Raw genomic sequence first — 16,239 nt, 5'->3', positions numbered from 1 at the left:
CTCCGCCGTTTTTTAGTCGCAGCGGCGCTCCTTGCGCTTGATCATGCGGCCATCGTCTCTTTCAACTGTGGTGGTCACGGTACGACAGCGTCGTCCTTGACCGATGGTGACACCGCCTGGGCCGACGCCTACCGTGGTGTCGGAGTCGTACCGTCGGCGTTGGTCCCTGTCGTAATCGCGGTCCCGCCCGACCTGAACGTCGACGCCTTGGGCCTCAACCGGAGTGACAATCGGAGCAGTCGTCAGCACCGCTGCGGCAGCCGCCACCGTAATAGCGATTTTCATCATCTGACAGTTCCTTCCTCTTGTAATTGAAGAGAACGGGCCGGGGCGCGGAGTGTTCCACCGGGGCAGCCGAGCGCGTGTTGGCGATGGCGCGGCGGATGCTGCCACCGCTGTTGCGCTGCACATTCGGGTCAGACCGCGCGGCTATGCGTCGCTGCGGAATGCACAAGGTGAGCATCAAACGCCGAGGCGACGCTGCAAACCAGGAATTCGGCACCGTCGCTGATCGAAAGCCGATCATCGACCATCGTCACAGCGCCGTCCGCGATGAGGCTCTCGATCCGTGACCGGTCGACGATTGCGGATCGAAGGTCGCGGCCATGCAACCGCGATACCCGGGGCAGATCGACGGCAAGACCGCACATGATGCGCTCGATGATATCAGCACGGAAGCGATCTTCATCGGTGAACGCGTATCCCTTCGCAGTGGCTATGAGATAGTCGCGCGTCGGAACGACATTCTGCACGAATCCTTGTGGCATGCGGCCGATGGCGCTGCCGCCGAGACCGATGAGCGTGTCGGCGGAATCGTCGGTATAGCTCTGGAAGTCGCGCCTCACCCTGCCGTCCTGCCTCGCGATGGCGAGACTATCGCCGGGAAGCGCGAAGTGATCGAGGCCGATGCGGACGTAGCCTGCGTCCAGCAAGGCTTCCGCGATCGTTTCGGACTGGAGGTGCCGCTCGATGCTGTCGGGCAAGGAGTCTTCCGCGATCTTGCGCTGATGCTCCTTGAACGAGGGAATATGGGCATAGCCGAACACTGAAAAGCGGCCCGGCCGAAGCTCGACGTTTCGCTCTCCACGGACGCGTGGGTCGATGGCCACCGCGTTCTCGATGTGGATAGGAAGCGCTGCTTGTCCTCGCGCATGGGCTATCCACCGGTGGCGACCATCACAGCATCCTGACCTTCACATCGCGGCGGCGCTGGGTGCGTATCGAGACGGCCAAGTCGTTCGAGGAGCCGATGGGAGTTGCCGTCGAGCGGCGTATCGGCGCGCTCAAGCCGGGCTACTACGCGCGGATCGGCGCGGCGGTGCGCCATGCGCGGCGGCTACGCCATCGTCGGCAACATCGGCCGCTTGGCGGCGGCGCTTCCATCGATCTACCGGCAGCTTGCCCGTTAATGCTCGACCGCCTGTCCGCAGCGGGCTGCCGCAGGCGGTCAAGGCACGGCACGGATCCTCAAGTGACGACGGCCGCGGCGATCAACGCAAGTACAAGCAGCCAAAGATTGAGCTACGGTGAGCGCAAGCCTGATTCAGACGCGCAGCTCATTGCTGACGGGAGGCATGACGGCTGCTGGATGGACCGGCTCTTGGCAGCGCTTTGCCGCCTCTGCTGATCGCACCATTTCTCTGAGTTTCTGAACTTCAGCCATTCGGTTGTGAAGATCGGTCGAGATTTGCAAAAGACGATGTGTCCGTACTTCAACCGGCTGTTTCATTTTCTACCCCTACGCCCGCACACACCTGACAATATCAGGCTATCCTTTACTTCGTCGTGACAGTCTGTATTCAGGTTCACATAAGGCAGAAAATACTCGGAGATTCTCGTCGCCTCCGGACAAGAATGCGCCCGTTGCTCTGTCAAAAAAGCCGCCGGTATCAAAATACTTGTACGGCTGCATCTTCGTCCTAAATTGAACCGATTAAACCCCAGCGGCACCTAAACAGCAGAAGCCGTGCCAGTTGCCGGTGTTCACAGTACAACTACGGAGCCCCGATACTGGATGCCGCTTTGCCACATCTCGCTAGCAAGGATTCGTGCTTGGACGGGCGCGAAAGAGATGACCCAGCCCTATTGAGGACGTCCTTTCCAGACGGCAGGCGAAGGCTAACTGGCTGGCCCGACTAGCGTGTTAACACGACCACGACTGTCGCGATCGCCGGCATGAACGGCGCGCCGCGCTAATGGCGGAGGCCGAATTAGGCGTCAGCGTGAAGCCGAATGGGCGGCTTCAGTGCCCCGGGCGGACTGTGGGGCCGTATGCGACGCAATCGCAGCCGACCGGGCGCCGGAGCGGAGGCATAGTGCGGTCTATGTAGCATTACGCCCCGGCATTAGTAACAGGATGGGTGCGCAGGACGCTGGCCGCTTGCCTCGCTGTACTATTCGTGCTGCCGACCGATTGCTGCGGCCAACCCTAAGTTTGCGAGGCGGCGATCTTCTCAAAGGAAAGAGCAAGCCGGCGACCTCCGCTCGCAAGCGAATTAGCTCTTCATATTGTGCTCTTAGATCATTATTTTGACAAAGTAATTCTATGTCGCGGCTGCGCTTTGGCATAACTCAACCCCTACACAACTAAAAACAAAATGCACCAATAACTAAACAAAATTCTGGCTACAGCGTTGGTTCCACAATCGGAACCAGTTGTGAGTATTTTGGCCGCGATTTTACTTTAAAAAGCGCTCACTACGCTTTTTACCCGACTTTAATCCGAAAGCAAACGTTGGTTTATTATTCAAATAACGGAGAAATAACGGAAGCTGTGCATGAGAAATGATGATGGAGTTAGTCATGAAACGAATCGATCTCGAACGGATGAGTACCGACGACCTTTGGTCGCTGCATGTTGAGGTCAGTCAGTTGTTGCAGCAAAGAATCCAGGCGGAAAAACTGCAGTTAGAAGCGCGTCTGAAGCTGCTGGAAACCCCAATGTCAGGGCGCCGGGCCTACCCTGCGGTACCCCCGAAATATCGCAATCCTGATCAGCCCTCCGAGACCTGGGCCGGACGTGGCAAGCAGCCGCTTTGGCTGGTAGCGCAGTTGCGCTCGGGTAGGCGTATCGAGGATTTCAGAATTAAGAAGGCGGTCAATCGACGATAAGCCGTCGTCCGATAAGGCTAACTCTAAAGCCCAAGGCAAACGCAACGCCTTCTGGGTTGTACCGTTCAACCACGCTTTCGCTACCTCCGCGTTTGCGAACAGCTTGAGATCTACCTTGTTCCCCGACAGCGGCTTGCGACTGTCGACGTAGATCCACACTGTCAGTGGATTATACCCAGTTCGCGTTTGAAGCTGCGACAGATCAAACAACACGGAATTCAGACTGCCGGTTGCTGGCTGCAAAGCCTGCCGGGGCCGCCGATCAGTTGTGCTTGCATGGGCGGCGCATGGACGGTCAGGCGTCGCATAAAAAACTTTGAGGCTCATCCGCTGGCGGGCGTTCGCGCTGCATCGCACACGCACAATCACCAGGCAAGTCGGACCAAGCGGCCAACTGTTCGCACCGCATAAATGCCTTGATATCGGCATCGGCACGTCAAGATTTGAGCTGTCAACTACAATTTAATTACGAGCAGTCAGGTTCGTGAGTGGGGAATTGGGAGCGATCCATGACCACTTTGCAAGCCGTAGCATTTGGAGCCACGCTCGCGTGGATGCCATCTCTTATCATCTTGGCAGTTTCGCTATGGAACGTTCGCGAGCTCGACGGAATGGAATAGTCGGGCAATTGCCGAATACCGGGCATTGGCCCTCTATCGAATCATAGAACTCCTCATTACAATCGATAGTCGTTTCGACTCATGATTGTGGGGGCGCGTCATGAACAGCGAATGGGAATCTATGACGATCGATGAGCTGTTTAAGCTCCGCGAGCTGATGCAAGATGTCCTGAGTTCGAAGCTGAAGGCCAAAAAGGCCGAGCTTGAGCGTAGATTGCAGATTCTCAATCAGCCGTCGAGCGATGTAGGGCCGACGAAGTCTCACAATCCCTAGTCGCTTATTCAGATGCGCAGCTCATTGGATGCGATGAGGCTCAGCCTTTAATTTTCGAAAGCGATGCCGAGCAATTCGCCATCCCGCCAAACCAGGCGGCACCTTCGGTTAGTCTCAAAATTGTCGAAGGTCAGCTCGAAGGTGCTCGGCAGTACCGATAGATTGTGTGTCCGAAGTTTTGCGCCACAGTCCGAGATGTCAATGACCCTGCAGCCGCGCGCGCCGGGCTGCCCCTTGAAGAACAGCAGCGCGCCTCTCCCGATACCTGCCCTGCGAACTGCTCGTCGATCGTTGCGAGGACTCGGCATCATTCTCCATCCTCATTGTACTCGATAAATTTCTTGTATTGCCAATGGCGGCCGTCATGTCGGCGCCACACGCGTCCGTGTACGAGACGGCCGGTGATGGATCGCCTGGGAAATATCACGGTCCAAAGATGCCAGAATTCCGCGCCTGCTGGCTTAAAGCTTTGCGTTTCAGGAGGGTCAATTGCGGTGAACATGGAGCCGTCTCCGCGCAGTTTCGTTAGCGGCCTCATACGCCAACGAAGTCGCCGAGCGGCGGGCGAAACTGACTGTAAGCCGCCCGACGGCTTCGTCACATTGAGCCGGACGGGGGCAATTGTCCGGCGTGGTGTACGCTATACGCACGAAGATCGAGAGCAACAGAATTCGCTCGTTAAGCTTGATATGGGCGGTAAGAATTAAATCGGGAACAGCGGCGAGTGGGGATCCGGATCATTGCGCAGGTTTCGGTCGCCATCGCTTCCGTAATGTTCATTCTGGGCTGACGCAGACCTCTTTTCGAGAACGCTCGCGAATCGCTTCAGTTGCAAACAACACGCGATTCGTATTGTCTGGTTGCGGGATTCAAGACCTGACGCTGCGAGCATTGGGAGCGGCCAACGGGTGGCACCTGCATCGGCGGCGAAATGGATGGCGGTGTCATTTCACAGACCGACAAGGGGCAGGCGGGTGGAATATCGGTGCTCGTTGTGCATCGCGGTAGCAAGCGCCCCTCAACACATTGGCAAACGCATCTGGCCTGAGCGGCGAGCGTGAAAAAAGAGCTCGCGACAATGAGCAAGGTTAGCCGGATTCCTGTCATTGATCCCTCTTCCTTCTTCGCGTCTGTCCATCCTTCGCGCATGCCGGCGGTTCGCCGTACGCAAGACACTAACGCGAGCCAGCAGCGTGGGGTCCGTCTACTTCGACCACCGGCATTGGAGCCTCCATCGAGGCCTGGATCTCCTTCCGGCCCTGCGATCAGGAGGGGTCAACGAGCCGATGCAGGCTCTGAGCAGGCTCTGATCACAAAAGCGACCTCCCCAAAAGTTGAAAGGGCGACTTACATCTTACGTTCTAGTGCGAGCGGATGTTATCGCCGGCTGGTGTACGCTGCTCACCTATTCAATCCGATCCGCTTCGCCGTGTATCCCCGGTTCGCAATCGCCCGCCACCATGGTTGGTGGTCGACGTACCAGCGCACTGTCTTGTAGATTCCGGTTTCGAAATCCTCTTCCGCACGCCATCCCAGCTCTCGCTCGAGCTTGGAGGCATCAATTGCATAGCGGCGATCGTGCCCAGGGCGGTCGGGAACAAAATTTATAAGATTTCGGTGGGAACCGCCCCGGTTAGGGCTGATCTCGTCGAGCAGGTCGCAGATTCGTTCGACCACGTACAGATTGGTGCGCTCGTTACGGCCACCGACGTTGTAGGTCTCGCCTATACTTCCCCGCTCCAGGACCAGACTTAACGCCTTGGCGTGATCCTCGACATAGAGCCAATCGCGGATGTTCTTTCCGTCGCCATAGACGGGTAGGGACTCGCCCGCCAATCCCCTGATGATCATGTGCGGGATTAGTTTTTCGGGGAAATGGTAGGGTCCATAGTTGTTCGAGCAGTTTGTGACCAGCGTCGGAAGTTCGTACGTGTGATGCCACGCGCGTACCAGATGGTCGGAGGATGCCTTGCTGGCGGAGTAAGGAGAGTTCGGCGCGTAGGCCGTTGTCTCCATGAAGAACCCCTCGTTCCCAAGTGAGCCGAACACCTCATCGGTAGAAATGTGCAAGAAGCGGAAACGCTTGCGCTTCTCGCCCGAGAGCGAGCGCCAGTGGCGCAAAGCTTCCTGCAAGATTGTGAAAGTACCGACTACGTTGGTCTGAATGAATTCGCCGGGCCCATCGATCGATCGATCAACATGACTCTCGGCGGCGAGATTCATCACTGCATCTGGCTGATACTTCTCGAACAGGCGACGGAGGCCAAGCCCATCGCAAATGCACTGTTTCTCAAAGAAGTAATTCATGTTTCCGGCCGTGCCGGGTAGCGATTCAAGGTTCGCCGCGTAAGTCAGCTTATCAATATTGACGACCTTTGCGTGGGTGCCTTGCAGCAGATGCCGTACGACTGCGGATCCGATGAACCCTGCGCCTCCCGTAACGAAGATTGTCCAGCCTCTAAACCGCATGATCAGTTTGCCCCTATGTCGCGCATCTACCGTTTGAAGGAAGCGGCTACAGATTTCAGATATTCGCCATAGCTGCTTTTGGCGGTCCTCTCGGCCAAAACCTCAAAAGCTTCGAGCGAGATGTAGCCCTGCCGCAGCGCGATTTCTTCCGGGCATGCAATGCGCAGGCCCTGGCGTTGCTCGAGGACCTGGACGAAGTTGCTGGCCTCTACGAGAGAGGAATGCGTCCCGGTGTCGAGCCACGCAAAGCCACGGCCTAGCGCCTGCACATAGAGATCGCCGCGTTCCATATAAGTCTTGTTGACGTCGGTGATCTCGAGCTCGCCGCGCGCCGATGGCTTGAGCTCGGCAGCAATCTTCAGAACGTCATTGTCGTAAAAATATAGTCCTGTGACGGCCAAATTTGACTTTGGCTGCTTCGGCTTTTCCTCGATAGAGAGCGCGCGGCCGCTGCCATCGAGTTCAATGACGCCATATTGCTCGGGTGTCTTGACGACATAACCGAAGACGGTCGCGCCCTTCCTACGGGCAGTCGCATTCAAGAGCAGCTCCGCCAGGCCGTTGCCGTAGAAGATGTTGTCGCCAAGCACTAGCGCAACAGGATCATTGCCGACGAAATCGCGACCGACGATAAAGGCATCCGCTATCCCTCGCGGAGACGCCTGTGTAAGGTAGGAAAAACGCACCCCGATCTGTGAGCCGTCACCCAAAAGGCGCTCGAATAGCGGCTTGTCCTGGGGGGTAGAGATGATCAGGATGTCCTGGATTCCGCCCAGCATGAGGGTCGAGAGAGGATAGTAGATCATCGGCTTGTCGAAGACCGGAAGCAGTTGTTTCGAAACAACTGTCGTCACCGGATAGAGGCGTGAACCCGTGCCTCCGGCGAGAATAATGCCCTTCATCGGCCCCTCATACATTCAATTAATCATATTAAATATAGCGTATTTAATATAGCATATTAAATGGTGTTGGTTAGATAAATTTGGTATTGGGCTAACGTGAAATGTTGCTCGGTCGGACGAGATGAACGTTATTGCGACAGCGCTTCCCGAAGTCCTAATCCTGGAGCCGAGGCTGTTTGGCGACCAACGCGGTTTCTTCCTGGAAACCTACCAATTGCCGCGTTATGCGGAGCACGGCATTAGCCTTCCTTTTGTGCAGGACAACATGTCCCGCTCCAGCCAAGGAGTGTTGCGTGGGCTACACCTGCAAAACCCCTTCACCCAAGGTAAGCTCGTCACTGCATTGCGCGGCCGGGTTCTGGATGTGGCGGTGGATGTCCGGATGGGGAGCCCGCGTTTCGGACGCCATGTTGCCGTAGAACTAAGCGAGGAGAACCGACGGCAATTGTGGGTTCCCCGTGGCTTCGCACATGGCTTTGTCGTCCTATCTGAGACCGCGGACTTCTTCTACAAATGTGACGATCTTTACAGCCCCAAGGATGAAGTCTCCATCCGCTGGAACGACCCCGCGATCGGCATAAACTGGGGCATTGAGGCTCCCTCGCTTTCAGCCAAAGATGCCGATGCCCCGCTACTGAAAGACGTCAAGAATCTGCCGATGTATGGGCAAACCTGATGCGGATATTGTTGACGGGAGTGAGCGGCCAGGTCGGCGGCGCATTGCGCCCCTTGTTAACTGGCCAAGGCACAATTATAGCGCCTTCGTCTTCCGAATTTGATCTGTCGAAACCGGAAACGTTAACGGACCGGCTTGAGCATTTCAGACCCGATCTCATCATAAATCCGGCCGCCTATACCGCCGTTGATCGCGCAGAGGAGCAGCGCGAGCTTGCGTTCCTCGTTAATGCCAAAGGGCCCGAGGTCATCGCGCAGTGGGCGGCCAAGCACCGCGTGCCGCTCGTTCACTTCTCAACAGACTACGTTTTTGATGGCTCCGGTGCTGCGCCGCGTCGCGAGGACAGCCCCACGGGCCCAATCTCGGTCTATGGCGCGAGCAAGCTTGCAGGGGACATGGCAATCATGGCGGCCGGTGGACCGCATCTGATCGCGCGCACGTCTTGGGTATACGCCGCCAAGGGTACCAATTTCCTCCGTACCATCGCGCGCCTGGCCTGCGAGCGCAAGGAGCTGCGCATCGTCGCAGATCAAATCGGAGCGCCAACCACGGCTCAAGCGATTGGTAATGCGGTTGCCGACATCGTGCTGCCGAACCTCGCGAACCTGAACGATCTGCTCGCGCGGAAAGGTGGCGTGGTCAATCTCGTTTGTGCTGGGGAAACCAGCTGGCACGAATTTGCAAGCGCCATTGTCGAAGGTCTGAAATACCGCGGCGTTAAACTCGAAGTCGAAACCGTTGTTCCAATCGCAACTGCGGATTTTCCGACGAAAGCCAAACGGCCATGCAATTCGCGCCTCGACCTGTCCCGCCTGAGGGACAAGTTCGGTGTAGTCATGCCGAATTGGCGAGATGCATTGGCGCTGGAGCTTGATGGTTTCGTTGCAGATGAGGTTTCAATCCGGCGATGAAACGGCCTGTCAATCCCGGACTGCCTTTTCCCGCTCGGCCCGGCAGTTCGGATACGAACGGCAATTCCAACGCTCTCGGCTAGACTTTCCCGATGCGGTGATTGCTAACGAGTCCGAAAAGATGCCGTAGCGTATAGGCTCGTGGCAATGTCAGTGTTGCGTTCCTTCGGGTATCGGTCTGGTAGTCTGCTCCCAGCTCTCTCCGGTAATTTCGGTAATTTCCGTAGTCAAGAAGCGCAACCGCGAGGAGGGGCCAACGTGCGAGAGGGAAACGGGACTGTAGCAATAACCTCGTAAACTGAAGCCGTGGAATGGACCCCTTGCGAAGGTCAACAGGTACGTCCACTCCAAGCAATTCTGCCAAGGCGACCAGCTGCTTCGCGATGGCGTTTCGTGCCAGGCGGCCCGGAGCAAACGACATCAGGCGGTTCCAGTCTATTCCTTCCGCCGCGTTAGCCAAGTCTCTCAGCTCGATCAGATGTCGCACATCTGCTTCGCCGACCCAGTAATCATTATCCTGAAATTGGTCGTGAATGATTAGCATGAAAGCTTGAAAGGTCGGTGTCGGAAGATAAGCGGCCCCGCGGCCAACCGATACGGGCATGCAATGTTCAAGCAATTTTCCAGAAGAACGATAGAAATATTCTGGACCTGGCGCTGCTTGATGTAGGTCTATCATACCGACGTCGCGCGGTCGCTTTAAGTCAATGTATTGCTTTCTGCTCTCCGGTGGGGTTCGAAAATGGGACTGATAATCGAGGTCGGAGAGCGCGCGCAGGGCCGTCTCCATCTGATCGGGCTCGACCAATATGTCGAGATCAGCCATGATTCGCGTTGCGCGGCGTTGGGGGGCGGCTGTTGCGAGGATTGCTGAGCCCTTTAGCAGCACCGGTATCACATCCCGTTCATTAAGCGCAGCGACCGCCTCTTCCAATTGAGCTCTCAGGAACTCGTTTCGAAGCGCGTTTCGCCGGTAGATCTCTCGAACGAAAGCCTCTACATCCCTGGGAATTGATTGATCAGGTTGATCAACCAGATCGATCAAGAGGGGGGTTGTTAGCGTATTGTTGGCCAGTTCCAACACGGCCATCCAATCCAGGTTGCTGGGCGCGTTGCCTCCGAGACATTGGCAGAGCCTGACCAGAGTGCTGCTAGGAAAAACCATGACAGAGACCTCTCAGCTTACGTCCTGCGTCGGCAGCCTCGGCATAGGTCAGCTCAAACAAGCCGGCCCCACTGATGATTTTCTTCAGCGCTGCAAACCCCGCCAGGGATAGTTTGCCGTTGGCAGCAAAAGATCCATTGATCACTCGCTGCATGGATTCAATTTGTCCGAGAGGCTTCAGTTCTGCCGACGTCCCGTCAACTCTTTTGAGAAAGATAATCCACTCGACCTGAAAGCTTCCCGTGTGCACATCTGCTACAGGTAGATACCGGACGCGTATGCCGTCTGTGCGGTCATGGGCAGTGGCATGACTTAAATCGTCGCGAGCCTTCGAAATCGCCTCCCAAGTGCCCGGCTTGATGGTGGGCGCGAAGAGGAGCCCTTGCGCAAGACCGTTTGGAGAGATCATGACGACGTCATCACCGCAATATCGGTATTCGTCACTGACTAACTGAAGCGCGAGGGTCGACTTGCCGGCGCCTGGCTGCCCGCATAAGAGTAGTCCCTTATCGCCAAAGACGAGCGAAGCAGCATGCAAAGCGAAATCAGGCTGATCCTGTAAGATAATGCGCTCAGTGAGGTCAGCCTTGATCGCGGGAGCCAAACTCGTGATGGGACACCGAGTGATGCTCTTTCTGCAGTTGCGGAAGAGAACCTCGTCACCGAGTTCTACAACTTCGATTGTGATATCTGCTCGGTCGCCTTCCCAGTTTAAGTTGCAAAAGAGCGGCTCAAGAGATTTGATCAATGCTTCATTGGAGGCTTTGATGCTGATTGCTCGCTGCGCTAACCGGGTCTGAAGCGCGCTGGCAAATGGAAGCCTCAATTCCATTTCTACAAGTTCCAAATCCAGCCATTGTTGCAAGGCTTGACTCAGAAGGTTACGCGCCTGCTCGCGGCCTAGACCAAGCTCGCTTAATTCATCAGCAATCCCTTCGAGTTTATTTTGGTCAAGAAGCTTGCACCACGCGAAAGCACTGATCTGATTTAATTCATAGATATGCTGGCTTTTCTCGCTGAACAGGACCGGTCGATCATCAATCAACGCGAACGACGCGTCTGCGGCTGGACGCAGTAGAACCGGGCTGTCAGGCCCGGATTCCATCAGATCTGGTCTGAATATCACGCAGGGCTCCATAAGGCTGCGTCAAAATAATCTTCGCGATGAAGTTGACATTATTTAAGCCGAAAATTTAAATCGAGTAAATTGGAAGTAGAGGGAACTTAACACGGTCGATCGAAACTGGATGGATCCCCAGCCATGAACAAGAACACTGAAGAACCAGTCCTCAACGCGGAGCTAGAGCTCGATGCTGACAGGCGGAAGTTTCTGGCGGCATGCGGCAGATTTGCCGTCGTTACGCCTCCCGCTGTGACGCTGTTACTATCAACTTCACTGAATTCCGATGCGATTGCACGCTCCGGCAGCGGTGAGAAAGGTGGAAGACCGCGTCACCGCCCCGATCTGCCCAACTGGCTTGAGCGGTTTCTTGACTGGTTGTTCTAGGCGCTCCGACGTTCCGCGGCTCGCCAGCGCTTGCGATGATTGTTACACTTTGGGCGGTGATCATCGCCGCCGCTGCGGGCAGCAACTGTTTTCCTGAGTGCGCAATTGCATCTGGTGTCAGCGATTCAAGGGGCGCAGCGCAATTGCTAGTTACGTCTGACCCTTTGTTTCCATGTCCCCGACAGGACTCCAAAAAGTCGGCACGGTTCTTCAGCGAAGTCCGCTGGAAGGAAACGCGTCACCCGCAACGAGGACGACGCCCAACACCATTACCTATTGGGGCTTGCTGCCTCTCCGCCATTTATCGTCTTCACCGCCACCATAGAGCGCGCTTGAGCCGCCACCGCCGCGAGAGCCGCCCGAACCTCCGCCTCCCGAGGCATTCGCTCCTGAACCACTACCGTCACTGCCACCGCCGCCGCCTCCACCGCCACCGAGGGAGGCGTGATCGCCGTCTCCGTGCCTTGCTTGTTCCTCACGCGGGCTCTTGTTATCGGAGACTTTCTTGTCGCCGGGGGGATCGGGATCATTGTCGAAAAAGGAATGTCCCGGCCGGCCGTGATTGCCAGAGTGGCCAGACCGGGCAATCGCCGTTGATGTCAATGAAGTGGACAGAAGTAAAGTCATAGCCGGCGGAGTTACAGCGGCGAACCTGCCGCAAGAAATCAGAAATTTGCGGCGATCTTCGATCTCGATGTCGTTCGGCATGGCGCAATTCCCACTCAATTAATTCAGGGCATATTAAATCATAATCACAAAGCAGACAATTTAAATGTGCGGTACCATTTGCCGCTCGCGGACGGAATAGCGCGCGCAAGTTGCAGGCGGAGGTATTTTTATACCGAAGAAGTTAGGGCGGATACACCGTTTGGTACAAGAACTTCCGGCCCATGGGCCTTCAACAGCGGGTTTAATTGCGGGCATTGAAGCGGTACCGCTGAATTAACGTTCACTGGTAGGGTTAAACGTGAGCGCTGATCGACACGTAATTCGCGATTCGGTAAGGCTCACACTTCCTTAGGGAGTGTGCCCGTGACAGTAGGATCGCGTCCATCATTAGAAAAACTGAGAGCGGCAGCTATTATTACGCACACGCTCGCCGTTCAGATGACCGAATTGCTCAAGTTGCGAGAAGCGGTCCAAAGGGCCGAACAGGCAGCGGAATCCAAGAGGCCCGCGCGAAGTCAGAGCGGAAATCAGCTTTTTTCCAGATCGGTAGCTCGGCGGTCCGATTCAATTTCACCGGAACATTTTCACCAAACGCGCATTCAAAGCGGCACAAAGAAAACAAGAGCTCTCCCTGGCAGATTATTCATGCAATCGCAGTGGCGATGAAAAAGGATCGCGGCCGCTTTCTGGCGGCCGGGCTGTTCTCAAATGATCGCAAATACCCGCCCAAGCTTGTGGAGGCGCGCCAAAGCCAATAAAAATGTTAGGTTTTTGAGTAATTTTATTGGGGTGAGGATGCGTATTGCTGGAGCAACTCTTCTCATCCTCGGTTTCGTACTATGTTTTGCGATAGACGACTGGGAGTTCATCGGCCTGTTTCCTATGGCTATCGGGCTCATACTCCTAGCCATCGCAGAGAGGAAGGCATCAGCTCTCGCTTTGGCGCAAGCCGCATCGCGCGCGCAGATGGAAAAGCAGGCGCCGCGTCCCTCCCAGAAGCAATTGCCGACAGCAGACGTAATTGAGGTGAGCTCCGAGGTGTTGCAATTGCTCGAAAAATTAAATCGAAGCTCGAAGCCTCGATGAATGCACTGTCGAACGGGGGGAGCGTGCGTGTCTGTCCATCTGATAGGGCGAAGTGAGTAAGCGAGATCACGCCTGCGGCTCAATTGATGCTCATCCTTGATGGTCACATCATCGCGGAAATCGCGATCGGCCTATGCGAAGCGGGTCTTGTTTGCTAAGGGGCCGTCGCTAGGCATGGGTCGCTGCGAGGCCATCACGACTTTCAGTCACGACAAACTGCGATGCATGGCGGGGCAGGCGACATCGAGCAGAATAATTTGATCACCGGGAAGTGCCACATGAGGGAGATCGCAAATCGGAGGGGATCAAAGAGCGTGGTGGCAAGGGATTGCGAAATGACGGACAAGCAGTTGCGGTACCGCGAAACTACCGGTGCGATCGTCATTGATACTTTTGGGCGTTACCTGTTTCAATTGCGCGACAATGTTGTCGGCATCACCAACCCGGGTAAGATTGGTCTATTTGGTGGTCACCGCGAGGGCGACGAAACTTTCTTGGAATGCATGGTTCGCGAGCTACACGAGGAGATCGGATATTTTGTCCCAGCGGATCGCTTTGAGCATCTTGGAAGCTTTGAGGGTGAGGACATCGATAGCGAGGGAGGAACGATCCATGGACATCTTTTCGTCGTGCGCGATATTCCAGTGGATGCGCTGGCCATCACCGAAGGATCTCTCCTTATCGTAGAACCGGTGGAGCTTGCCGAGATAGAGCCCAGGCTTGTACCGACTACACGTCTTGCATTGAAAGCTTACCTGAATACTTGACGGAACATTTTTGTGTGTTTTTGAGCGCCTAACCATGGCGACCGGCAGCGACCAACAAAATTGCGGAAAGCGCGAAGCATCCCTCTTCGCGCCACGGTAGCCCGAATTTAGCCGGCTTCATTGTGGCCTTCATGCACCAGTCAGGCAAAACCTTCTCTTTATGAAGTCGAATCTTTTTGACTGATCAGCAGAAGCGGCCTTCGCTTATCGCCATGTTTGATGCCGTAATCGCATTTCTGTTGGTTCTAGGTCTCGGAATTTTCGTGGCCCACGGCATCGACTCATTACGGTCGTAACTCTCAGTCCGTTCCGTCTAACTGAAATCCCGCGCCGCAATCAGGAGCATTTAAATAGCTTGAGTACGAAGCTTCGACTTTCTTTGTAGGGGTATTGGAAATGGAGACATTCTTCAAAGTCGTTGGCTGGACTACTGCCGCAATTCTGGGCGCTGCCGTCTGGAACGTATTTCCTGAATACCGAACAATCATAAGTAGCATTTTAGTCGGGCTATTTATCTGCTACGTGTTCTCTGTGCTTGTGGGGGTAACGGTTAGGCGGCTCATCGGCGATGAATTGCTGGAGCTTCGTCTTCAAACCAATGCAACTGCCGACCGCCTCGAGCTCATAGACCGTAAGGTAACCGCAGTTTTAAGGGATGCACTTGAGCAGCGCCAAGCGCGACCTCAAACATCGCCTTTCCCCCCGATTGTGTCAGCACGCACTCCTGAGGCGGTCCGGTCGCGGGATCCAATTGGCTCAGTTCGCAATTAGATCACGGAAACGGTCAATCAATGAGTGCATCGTGAGCCGCTTGGTCAGCACTGACGCCGGGACGCAAGAGTCTGGACGATGCAAGCAATATGAAGGCGGGTAACGTAAATTGCGGGATTGGCGGAGGGCCGGGCGGGTCCGTTGGATAGGCGCCCTGCAGCCGGCGGCACGGTGGGCCCAGCAGGAAAGTGTAAGAAGTCAAATGCTAGACCATCGCCAGGACGCCGGCGCTTAAACCACCGCTCCGTTTATTATTGACAGCTTACTCGCCGACGATAAGCTCAGGCGGGCGAGTTCTTTTTTAAGCCAAATACATTGATATATCTTTTAATGATACATCGGTTGAGAGCAACGACCCATGATTGAAGAGAGTTTTGTTCGATTACGAACGCATCGCAATAACGTGCATCGCTACCGGCAATTACTGAAGACGATGCTGACGGACGCTGAGCGCCAGTTTATTGAACGTCGTCTTTTGGAAGAAGAGTCGGCCATCGAGTCCTTGGCCACTCTTCAAGAAAGGCCCGGTGTGCGGGGCTGGGAATTGCCTAAGCACTGAGTCCCGTTCTCAATCAATGTTTGAGGTTAATTCGTCAGGTTGGAACGCCGTTTATTGGTGGTTTGAGACAAGCGTACGGCGATAGCTTCGCGTAGACGGCCTATATTGTTGCTGAGCGCTCCAACGCGGCAATCCGATTCAGAGGGAAGGGGCAGTTCATCGTCGGGCGCCTGCCAGCTCTTGCGGCGCAAGACCAGGGAAATTCCCCGGGGCGATCCCGGGGTTCCGCCGCATGGCTGCCGCATTTTCCACGTTTCTAATTGGTTGTTAATCAGGGAAGCTGTTCGGGAGGGGGAATGAAATTTCTGAACCTCTGGCACGAAGCGCGAGCCAATGTCCTCCGCAAGCGATACGAAGACTTGAAGGCGCGGATTGATGCGGCAGATCCTGCTGCAAAATCGGCGTGCTTTGGTGTTGTAAAGTCGAGTTTCGAGTTTCTACGTAGGCGTTACGCGAGCGCCTCCACCGCAGAACGAAAGGAAGTTTTGAAGCACGCTTCAAAAACTATACATCAATTATCGGATGCAGGTGATTGGCCGCGCGCGCTGGGACTAACCATTATCATGTTCAATCTAGAAGCGTGTTACTTGCCGGGCGATGACGCGGCTGTCTTGAAGGAAGCCACCGATGCCTTGTTAAAAGAGGCCTGCGCATATCCTGAACCCCGGCCCTTAAGAGAGGCGGGTTAAAAGATTTTCGAGTTGCGGACGTTGAGTACTGCCGGGTAGGGCCTCGGTGGCCGGTCAGCATCT

At 55.6% G+C, this 16,239-nt stretch carries 17 protein-coding genes and 2 pseudogenes; 10 read left to right on the top strand and 9 right to left on the bottom strand.

Features of this window, described 5'->3' with window-relative positions:
- Window positions 1–12: 12 nt before the first annotated feature.
- A complete protein-coding gene (locus KJQ96_RS14580) occupies window positions 13–288 on the bottom strand; it encodes a hypothetical protein (protein ID WP_213287270.1) in 276 nt (91 codons plus the stop codon).
- 128 nt (window positions 289–416) lie between these two features.
- A complete protein-coding gene (locus KJQ96_RS14575) occupies window positions 417–1,109 on the bottom strand; it encodes a hypothetical protein (protein ID WP_249734096.1) in 693 nt (230 codons plus the stop codon).
- Between KJQ96_RS14575 and KJQ96_RS14570 the strand changes: the two are divergent.
- From KJQ96_RS14570 to KJQ96_RS14555, 3 genes and pseudogenes are all read left to right on the top strand, one after another.
- A pseudogene (locus KJQ96_RS14570) lies at window positions 1,068–1,330 on the top strand (protein norD); the annotation flags it as partial. The gene KJQ96_RS14575 and the pseudogene KJQ96_RS14570 overlap by 42 nt on opposite strands.
- Window positions 1,331–2,802: 1,472 nt before the next feature.
- Window positions 2,803–3,111, top strand: a complete 309-nt coding sequence (locus tag KJQ96_RS14560; protein WP_213287268.1) for an H-NS family nucleoid-associated regulatory protein — start codon at window positions 2,803–2,805, stop codon at window positions 3,109–3,111.
- 720 nt (window positions 3,112–3,831) lie between these two features.
- A complete protein-coding gene (locus KJQ96_RS14555; protein WP_213287267.1) occupies window positions 3,832–4,005 on the top strand; it encodes a hypothetical protein in 174 nt (57 codons plus the stop codon).
- Between the two features lie 47 nt (window positions 4,006–4,052).
- On the opposite strand, the gene KJQ96_RS42015 is transcribed toward KJQ96_RS14555, so the two are convergent.
- The 4 genes from KJQ96_RS42015 to rfbA all read right to left on the bottom strand — a co-directional run bounded on the left by KJQ96_RS42015 (window position 4,053) and on the right by rfbA (window position 7,376).
- Window positions 4,053–4,313, bottom strand: a complete 261-nt coding sequence (locus KJQ96_RS42015) for a PilZ domain-containing protein (RefSeq protein WP_213287266.1) — start codon at window positions 4,311–4,313, stop codon at window positions 4,053–4,055.
- The gene (locus KJQ96_RS14545) at window positions 4,313–4,507 is read right to left on the bottom strand and encodes a hypothetical protein (RefSeq protein WP_213287265.1); all 195 of its coding nucleotides are present in this window, start codon (window positions 4,505–4,507) and stop codon (window positions 4,313–4,315) included. Before KJQ96_RS14545 ends, KJQ96_RS42015 begins: the two co-directional genes overlap by 1 nt.
- 899 nt (window positions 4,508–5,406) lie before the next feature.
- Entirely contained in the window at window positions 5,407–6,474 is a 1,068-nt protein-coding gene (rfbB, locus tag KJQ96_RS14540) for a dTDP-glucose 4,6-dehydratase (protein ID WP_213287264.1), read from the bottom strand.
- A gap of 26 nt (window positions 6,475–6,500) precedes the next feature.
- Window positions 6,501–7,376: a glucose-1-phosphate thymidylyltransferase RfbA gene (gene rfbA / locus KJQ96_RS14535; protein ID WP_213287263.1), complete on the bottom strand. Its 876-nt coding sequence runs from the start codon at window positions 7,374–7,376 to the stop codon at window positions 6,501–6,503.
- A gap of 121 nt (window positions 7,377–7,497) precedes the next feature.
- Between rfbA and rfbC the strand changes: the two genes are divergently transcribed.
- Both rfbC and rfbD read left to right on the top strand, forming a co-directional pair.
- Window positions 7,498–8,052 (top strand): dTDP-4-dehydrorhamnose 3,5-epimerase, encoded by a 555-nt coding sequence (gene rfbC / locus KJQ96_RS14530; protein WP_213287262.1) that lies wholly within the window; start codon window positions 7,498–7,500, stop codon window positions 8,050–8,052.
- Window positions 8,052–8,963: a dTDP-4-dehydrorhamnose reductase gene (rfbD, locus tag KJQ96_RS14525; protein WP_213287261.1), complete on the top strand. Its 912-nt coding sequence runs from the start codon at window positions 8,052–8,054 to the stop codon at window positions 8,961–8,963. The genes rfbC and rfbD overlap by 1 nt, the downstream gene beginning before the upstream one ends.
- Before the next feature lie 79 nt (window positions 8,964–9,042).
- Here the strand turns inward: rfbD and KJQ96_RS14520 are convergent, their stop codons facing one another.
- Together KJQ96_RS14520 and KJQ96_RS14515 are read right to left on the bottom strand one after the other, a co-directional pair.
- Window positions 9,043–10,128, bottom strand: a complete 1,086-nt coding sequence (locus KJQ96_RS14520; protein WP_213287260.1) for a nucleotidyltransferase family protein — start codon at window positions 10,126–10,128, stop codon at window positions 9,043–9,045.
- A complete protein-coding gene (locus KJQ96_RS14515; RefSeq protein WP_213287259.1) occupies window positions 10,115–11,254 on the bottom strand; it encodes a PqqD family peptide modification chaperone in 1,140 nt (379 codons plus the stop codon). Before KJQ96_RS14515 ends, KJQ96_RS14520 begins: the two co-directional genes overlap by 14 nt.
- 135 nt (window positions 11,255–11,389) lie before the next feature.
- Between KJQ96_RS14515 and KJQ96_RS14510 the strand changes: the two genes are divergently transcribed.
- Window positions 11,390–11,635, top strand: a complete 246-nt coding sequence (locus KJQ96_RS14510; RefSeq protein WP_213287258.1) for a hypothetical protein — start codon at window positions 11,390–11,392, stop codon at window positions 11,633–11,635.
- Window positions 11,636–12,004: 369 nt separating this feature from the next.
- On the opposite strand, the pseudogene KJQ96_RS14505 reads toward KJQ96_RS14510, so the two are convergent.
- Window positions 12,005–12,343 (bottom strand): annotated as a pseudogene (locus KJQ96_RS14505) (hypothetical protein); the annotation flags it as partial.
- Between the two features lie 669 nt (window positions 12,344–13,012).
- On the opposite strand from KJQ96_RS14505, the gene KJQ96_RS14500 reads away from it, so the two are divergent.
- The 4 genes from KJQ96_RS14500 to KJQ96_RS14485 all read left to right on the top strand — a co-directional run bounded on the left by KJQ96_RS14500 (window position 13,013) and on the right by KJQ96_RS14485 (window position 16,176).
- Window positions 13,013–13,390: a hypothetical protein gene (locus KJQ96_RS14500; RefSeq protein WP_213287257.1), complete on the top strand. Its 378-nt coding sequence runs from the start codon at window positions 13,013–13,015 to the stop codon at window positions 13,388–13,390.
- A gap of 335 nt (window positions 13,391–13,725) precedes the next feature.
- Window positions 13,726–14,157 (top strand): NUDIX domain-containing protein, encoded by a 432-nt coding sequence (locus tag KJQ96_RS14495; RefSeq protein ID WP_213287256.1) that lies wholly within the window; start codon window positions 13,726–13,728, stop codon window positions 14,155–14,157.
- 1,129 nt (window positions 14,158–15,286) lie between these two features.
- The gene (locus KJQ96_RS14490; RefSeq protein WP_213287255.1) at window positions 15,287–15,487 is read left to right on the top strand and encodes a hypothetical protein; all 201 of its coding nucleotides are present in this window, start codon (window positions 15,287–15,289) and stop codon (window positions 15,485–15,487) included.
- Window positions 15,488–15,783: 296 nt separating this feature from the next.
- Window positions 15,784–16,176 carry a hypothetical protein gene (locus KJQ96_RS14485; protein ID WP_213287254.1) on the top strand — a complete coding sequence of 131 codons (393 nt, stop codon included), beginning with the start codon at window positions 15,784–15,786 and terminating at the stop codon, window positions 16,174–16,176.
- Window positions 16,177–16,239 lie beyond the last annotated feature (63 nt).

The sequence above is a fragment of the Bradyrhizobium sp. sGM-13 genome (genome assembly GCF_018398875.1).
Classification (GTDB): domain Bacteria; phylum Pseudomonadota; class Alphaproteobacteria; order Rhizobiales; family Xanthobacteraceae; genus Bradyrhizobium.
This window is presented reverse-complemented; position numbering and strand designations above follow the sequence as displayed.

What these genes read in the sequence shown, in the direction of transcription:
- KJQ96_RS14580 (WP_213287270.1), bottom strand. Translation starts at nt 288, where the DNA reads ATGATGAAAATCGCTATTACGGTGGCGGCTGCCGCAGCGGTGCTGACG.
- KJQ96_RS14560 (WP_213287268.1), top strand. Translation starts at nt 2,803, where the DNA reads ATGAAACGAATCGATCTCGAACGGATGAGTACCGACGACCTTTGGTCG.
- KJQ96_RS14555 (WP_213287267.1), top strand. Translation starts at nt 3,832, where the DNA reads ATGAACAGCGAATGGGAATCTATGACGATCGATGAGCTGTTTAAGCTC.
- KJQ96_RS42015 (WP_213287266.1), bottom strand. Translation starts at nt 4,313, where the DNA reads ATGCCGAGTCCTCGCAACGATCGACGAGCAGTTCGCAGGGCAGGTATC.
- KJQ96_RS14545 (WP_213287265.1), bottom strand. Translation starts at nt 4,507, where the DNA reads ATGTTCACCGCAATTGACCCTCCTGAAACGCAAAGCTTTAAGCCAGCA.
- rfbB (WP_213287264.1), bottom strand. Translation starts at nt 6,474, where the DNA reads ATGCGGTTTAGAGGCTGGACAATCTTCGTTACGGGAGGCGCAGGGTTC.
- rfbA (WP_213287263.1), bottom strand. Translation starts at nt 7,376, where the DNA reads ATGAAGGGCATTATTCTCGCCGGAGGCACGGGTTCACGCCTCTATCCG.
- rfbC (WP_213287262.1), top strand. Translation starts at nt 7,498, where the DNA reads ATGAACGTTATTGCGACAGCGCTTCCCGAAGTCCTAATCCTGGAGCCG.
- rfbD (WP_213287261.1), top strand. Translation starts at nt 8,052, where the DNA reads ATGCGGATATTGTTGACGGGAGTGAGCGGCCAGGTCGGCGGCGCATTG.
- KJQ96_RS14520 (WP_213287260.1), bottom strand. Translation starts at nt 10,128, where the DNA reads ATGGTTTTTCCTAGCAGCACTCTGGTCAGGCTCTGCCAATGTCTCGGA.
- KJQ96_RS14510 (WP_213287258.1), top strand. Translation starts at nt 11,390, where the DNA reads ATGAACAAGAACACTGAAGAACCAGTCCTCAACGCGGAGCTAGAGCTC.
- KJQ96_RS14500 (WP_213287257.1), top strand. Translation starts at nt 13,013, where the DNA reads ATGATCGCAAATACCCGCCCAAGCTTGTGGAGGCGCGCCAAAGCCAAT.
- KJQ96_RS14495 (WP_213287256.1), top strand. Translation starts at nt 13,726, where the DNA reads ATGACGGACAAGCAGTTGCGGTACCGCGAAACTACCGGTGCGATCGTC.
- KJQ96_RS14490 (WP_213287255.1), top strand. Translation starts at nt 15,287, where the DNA reads ATGATTGAAGAGAGTTTTGTTCGATTACGAACGCATCGCAATAACGTG.
- KJQ96_RS14485 (WP_213287254.1), top strand. Translation starts at nt 15,784, where the DNA reads ATGAAATTTCTGAACCTCTGGCACGAAGCGCGAGCCAATGTCCTCCGC.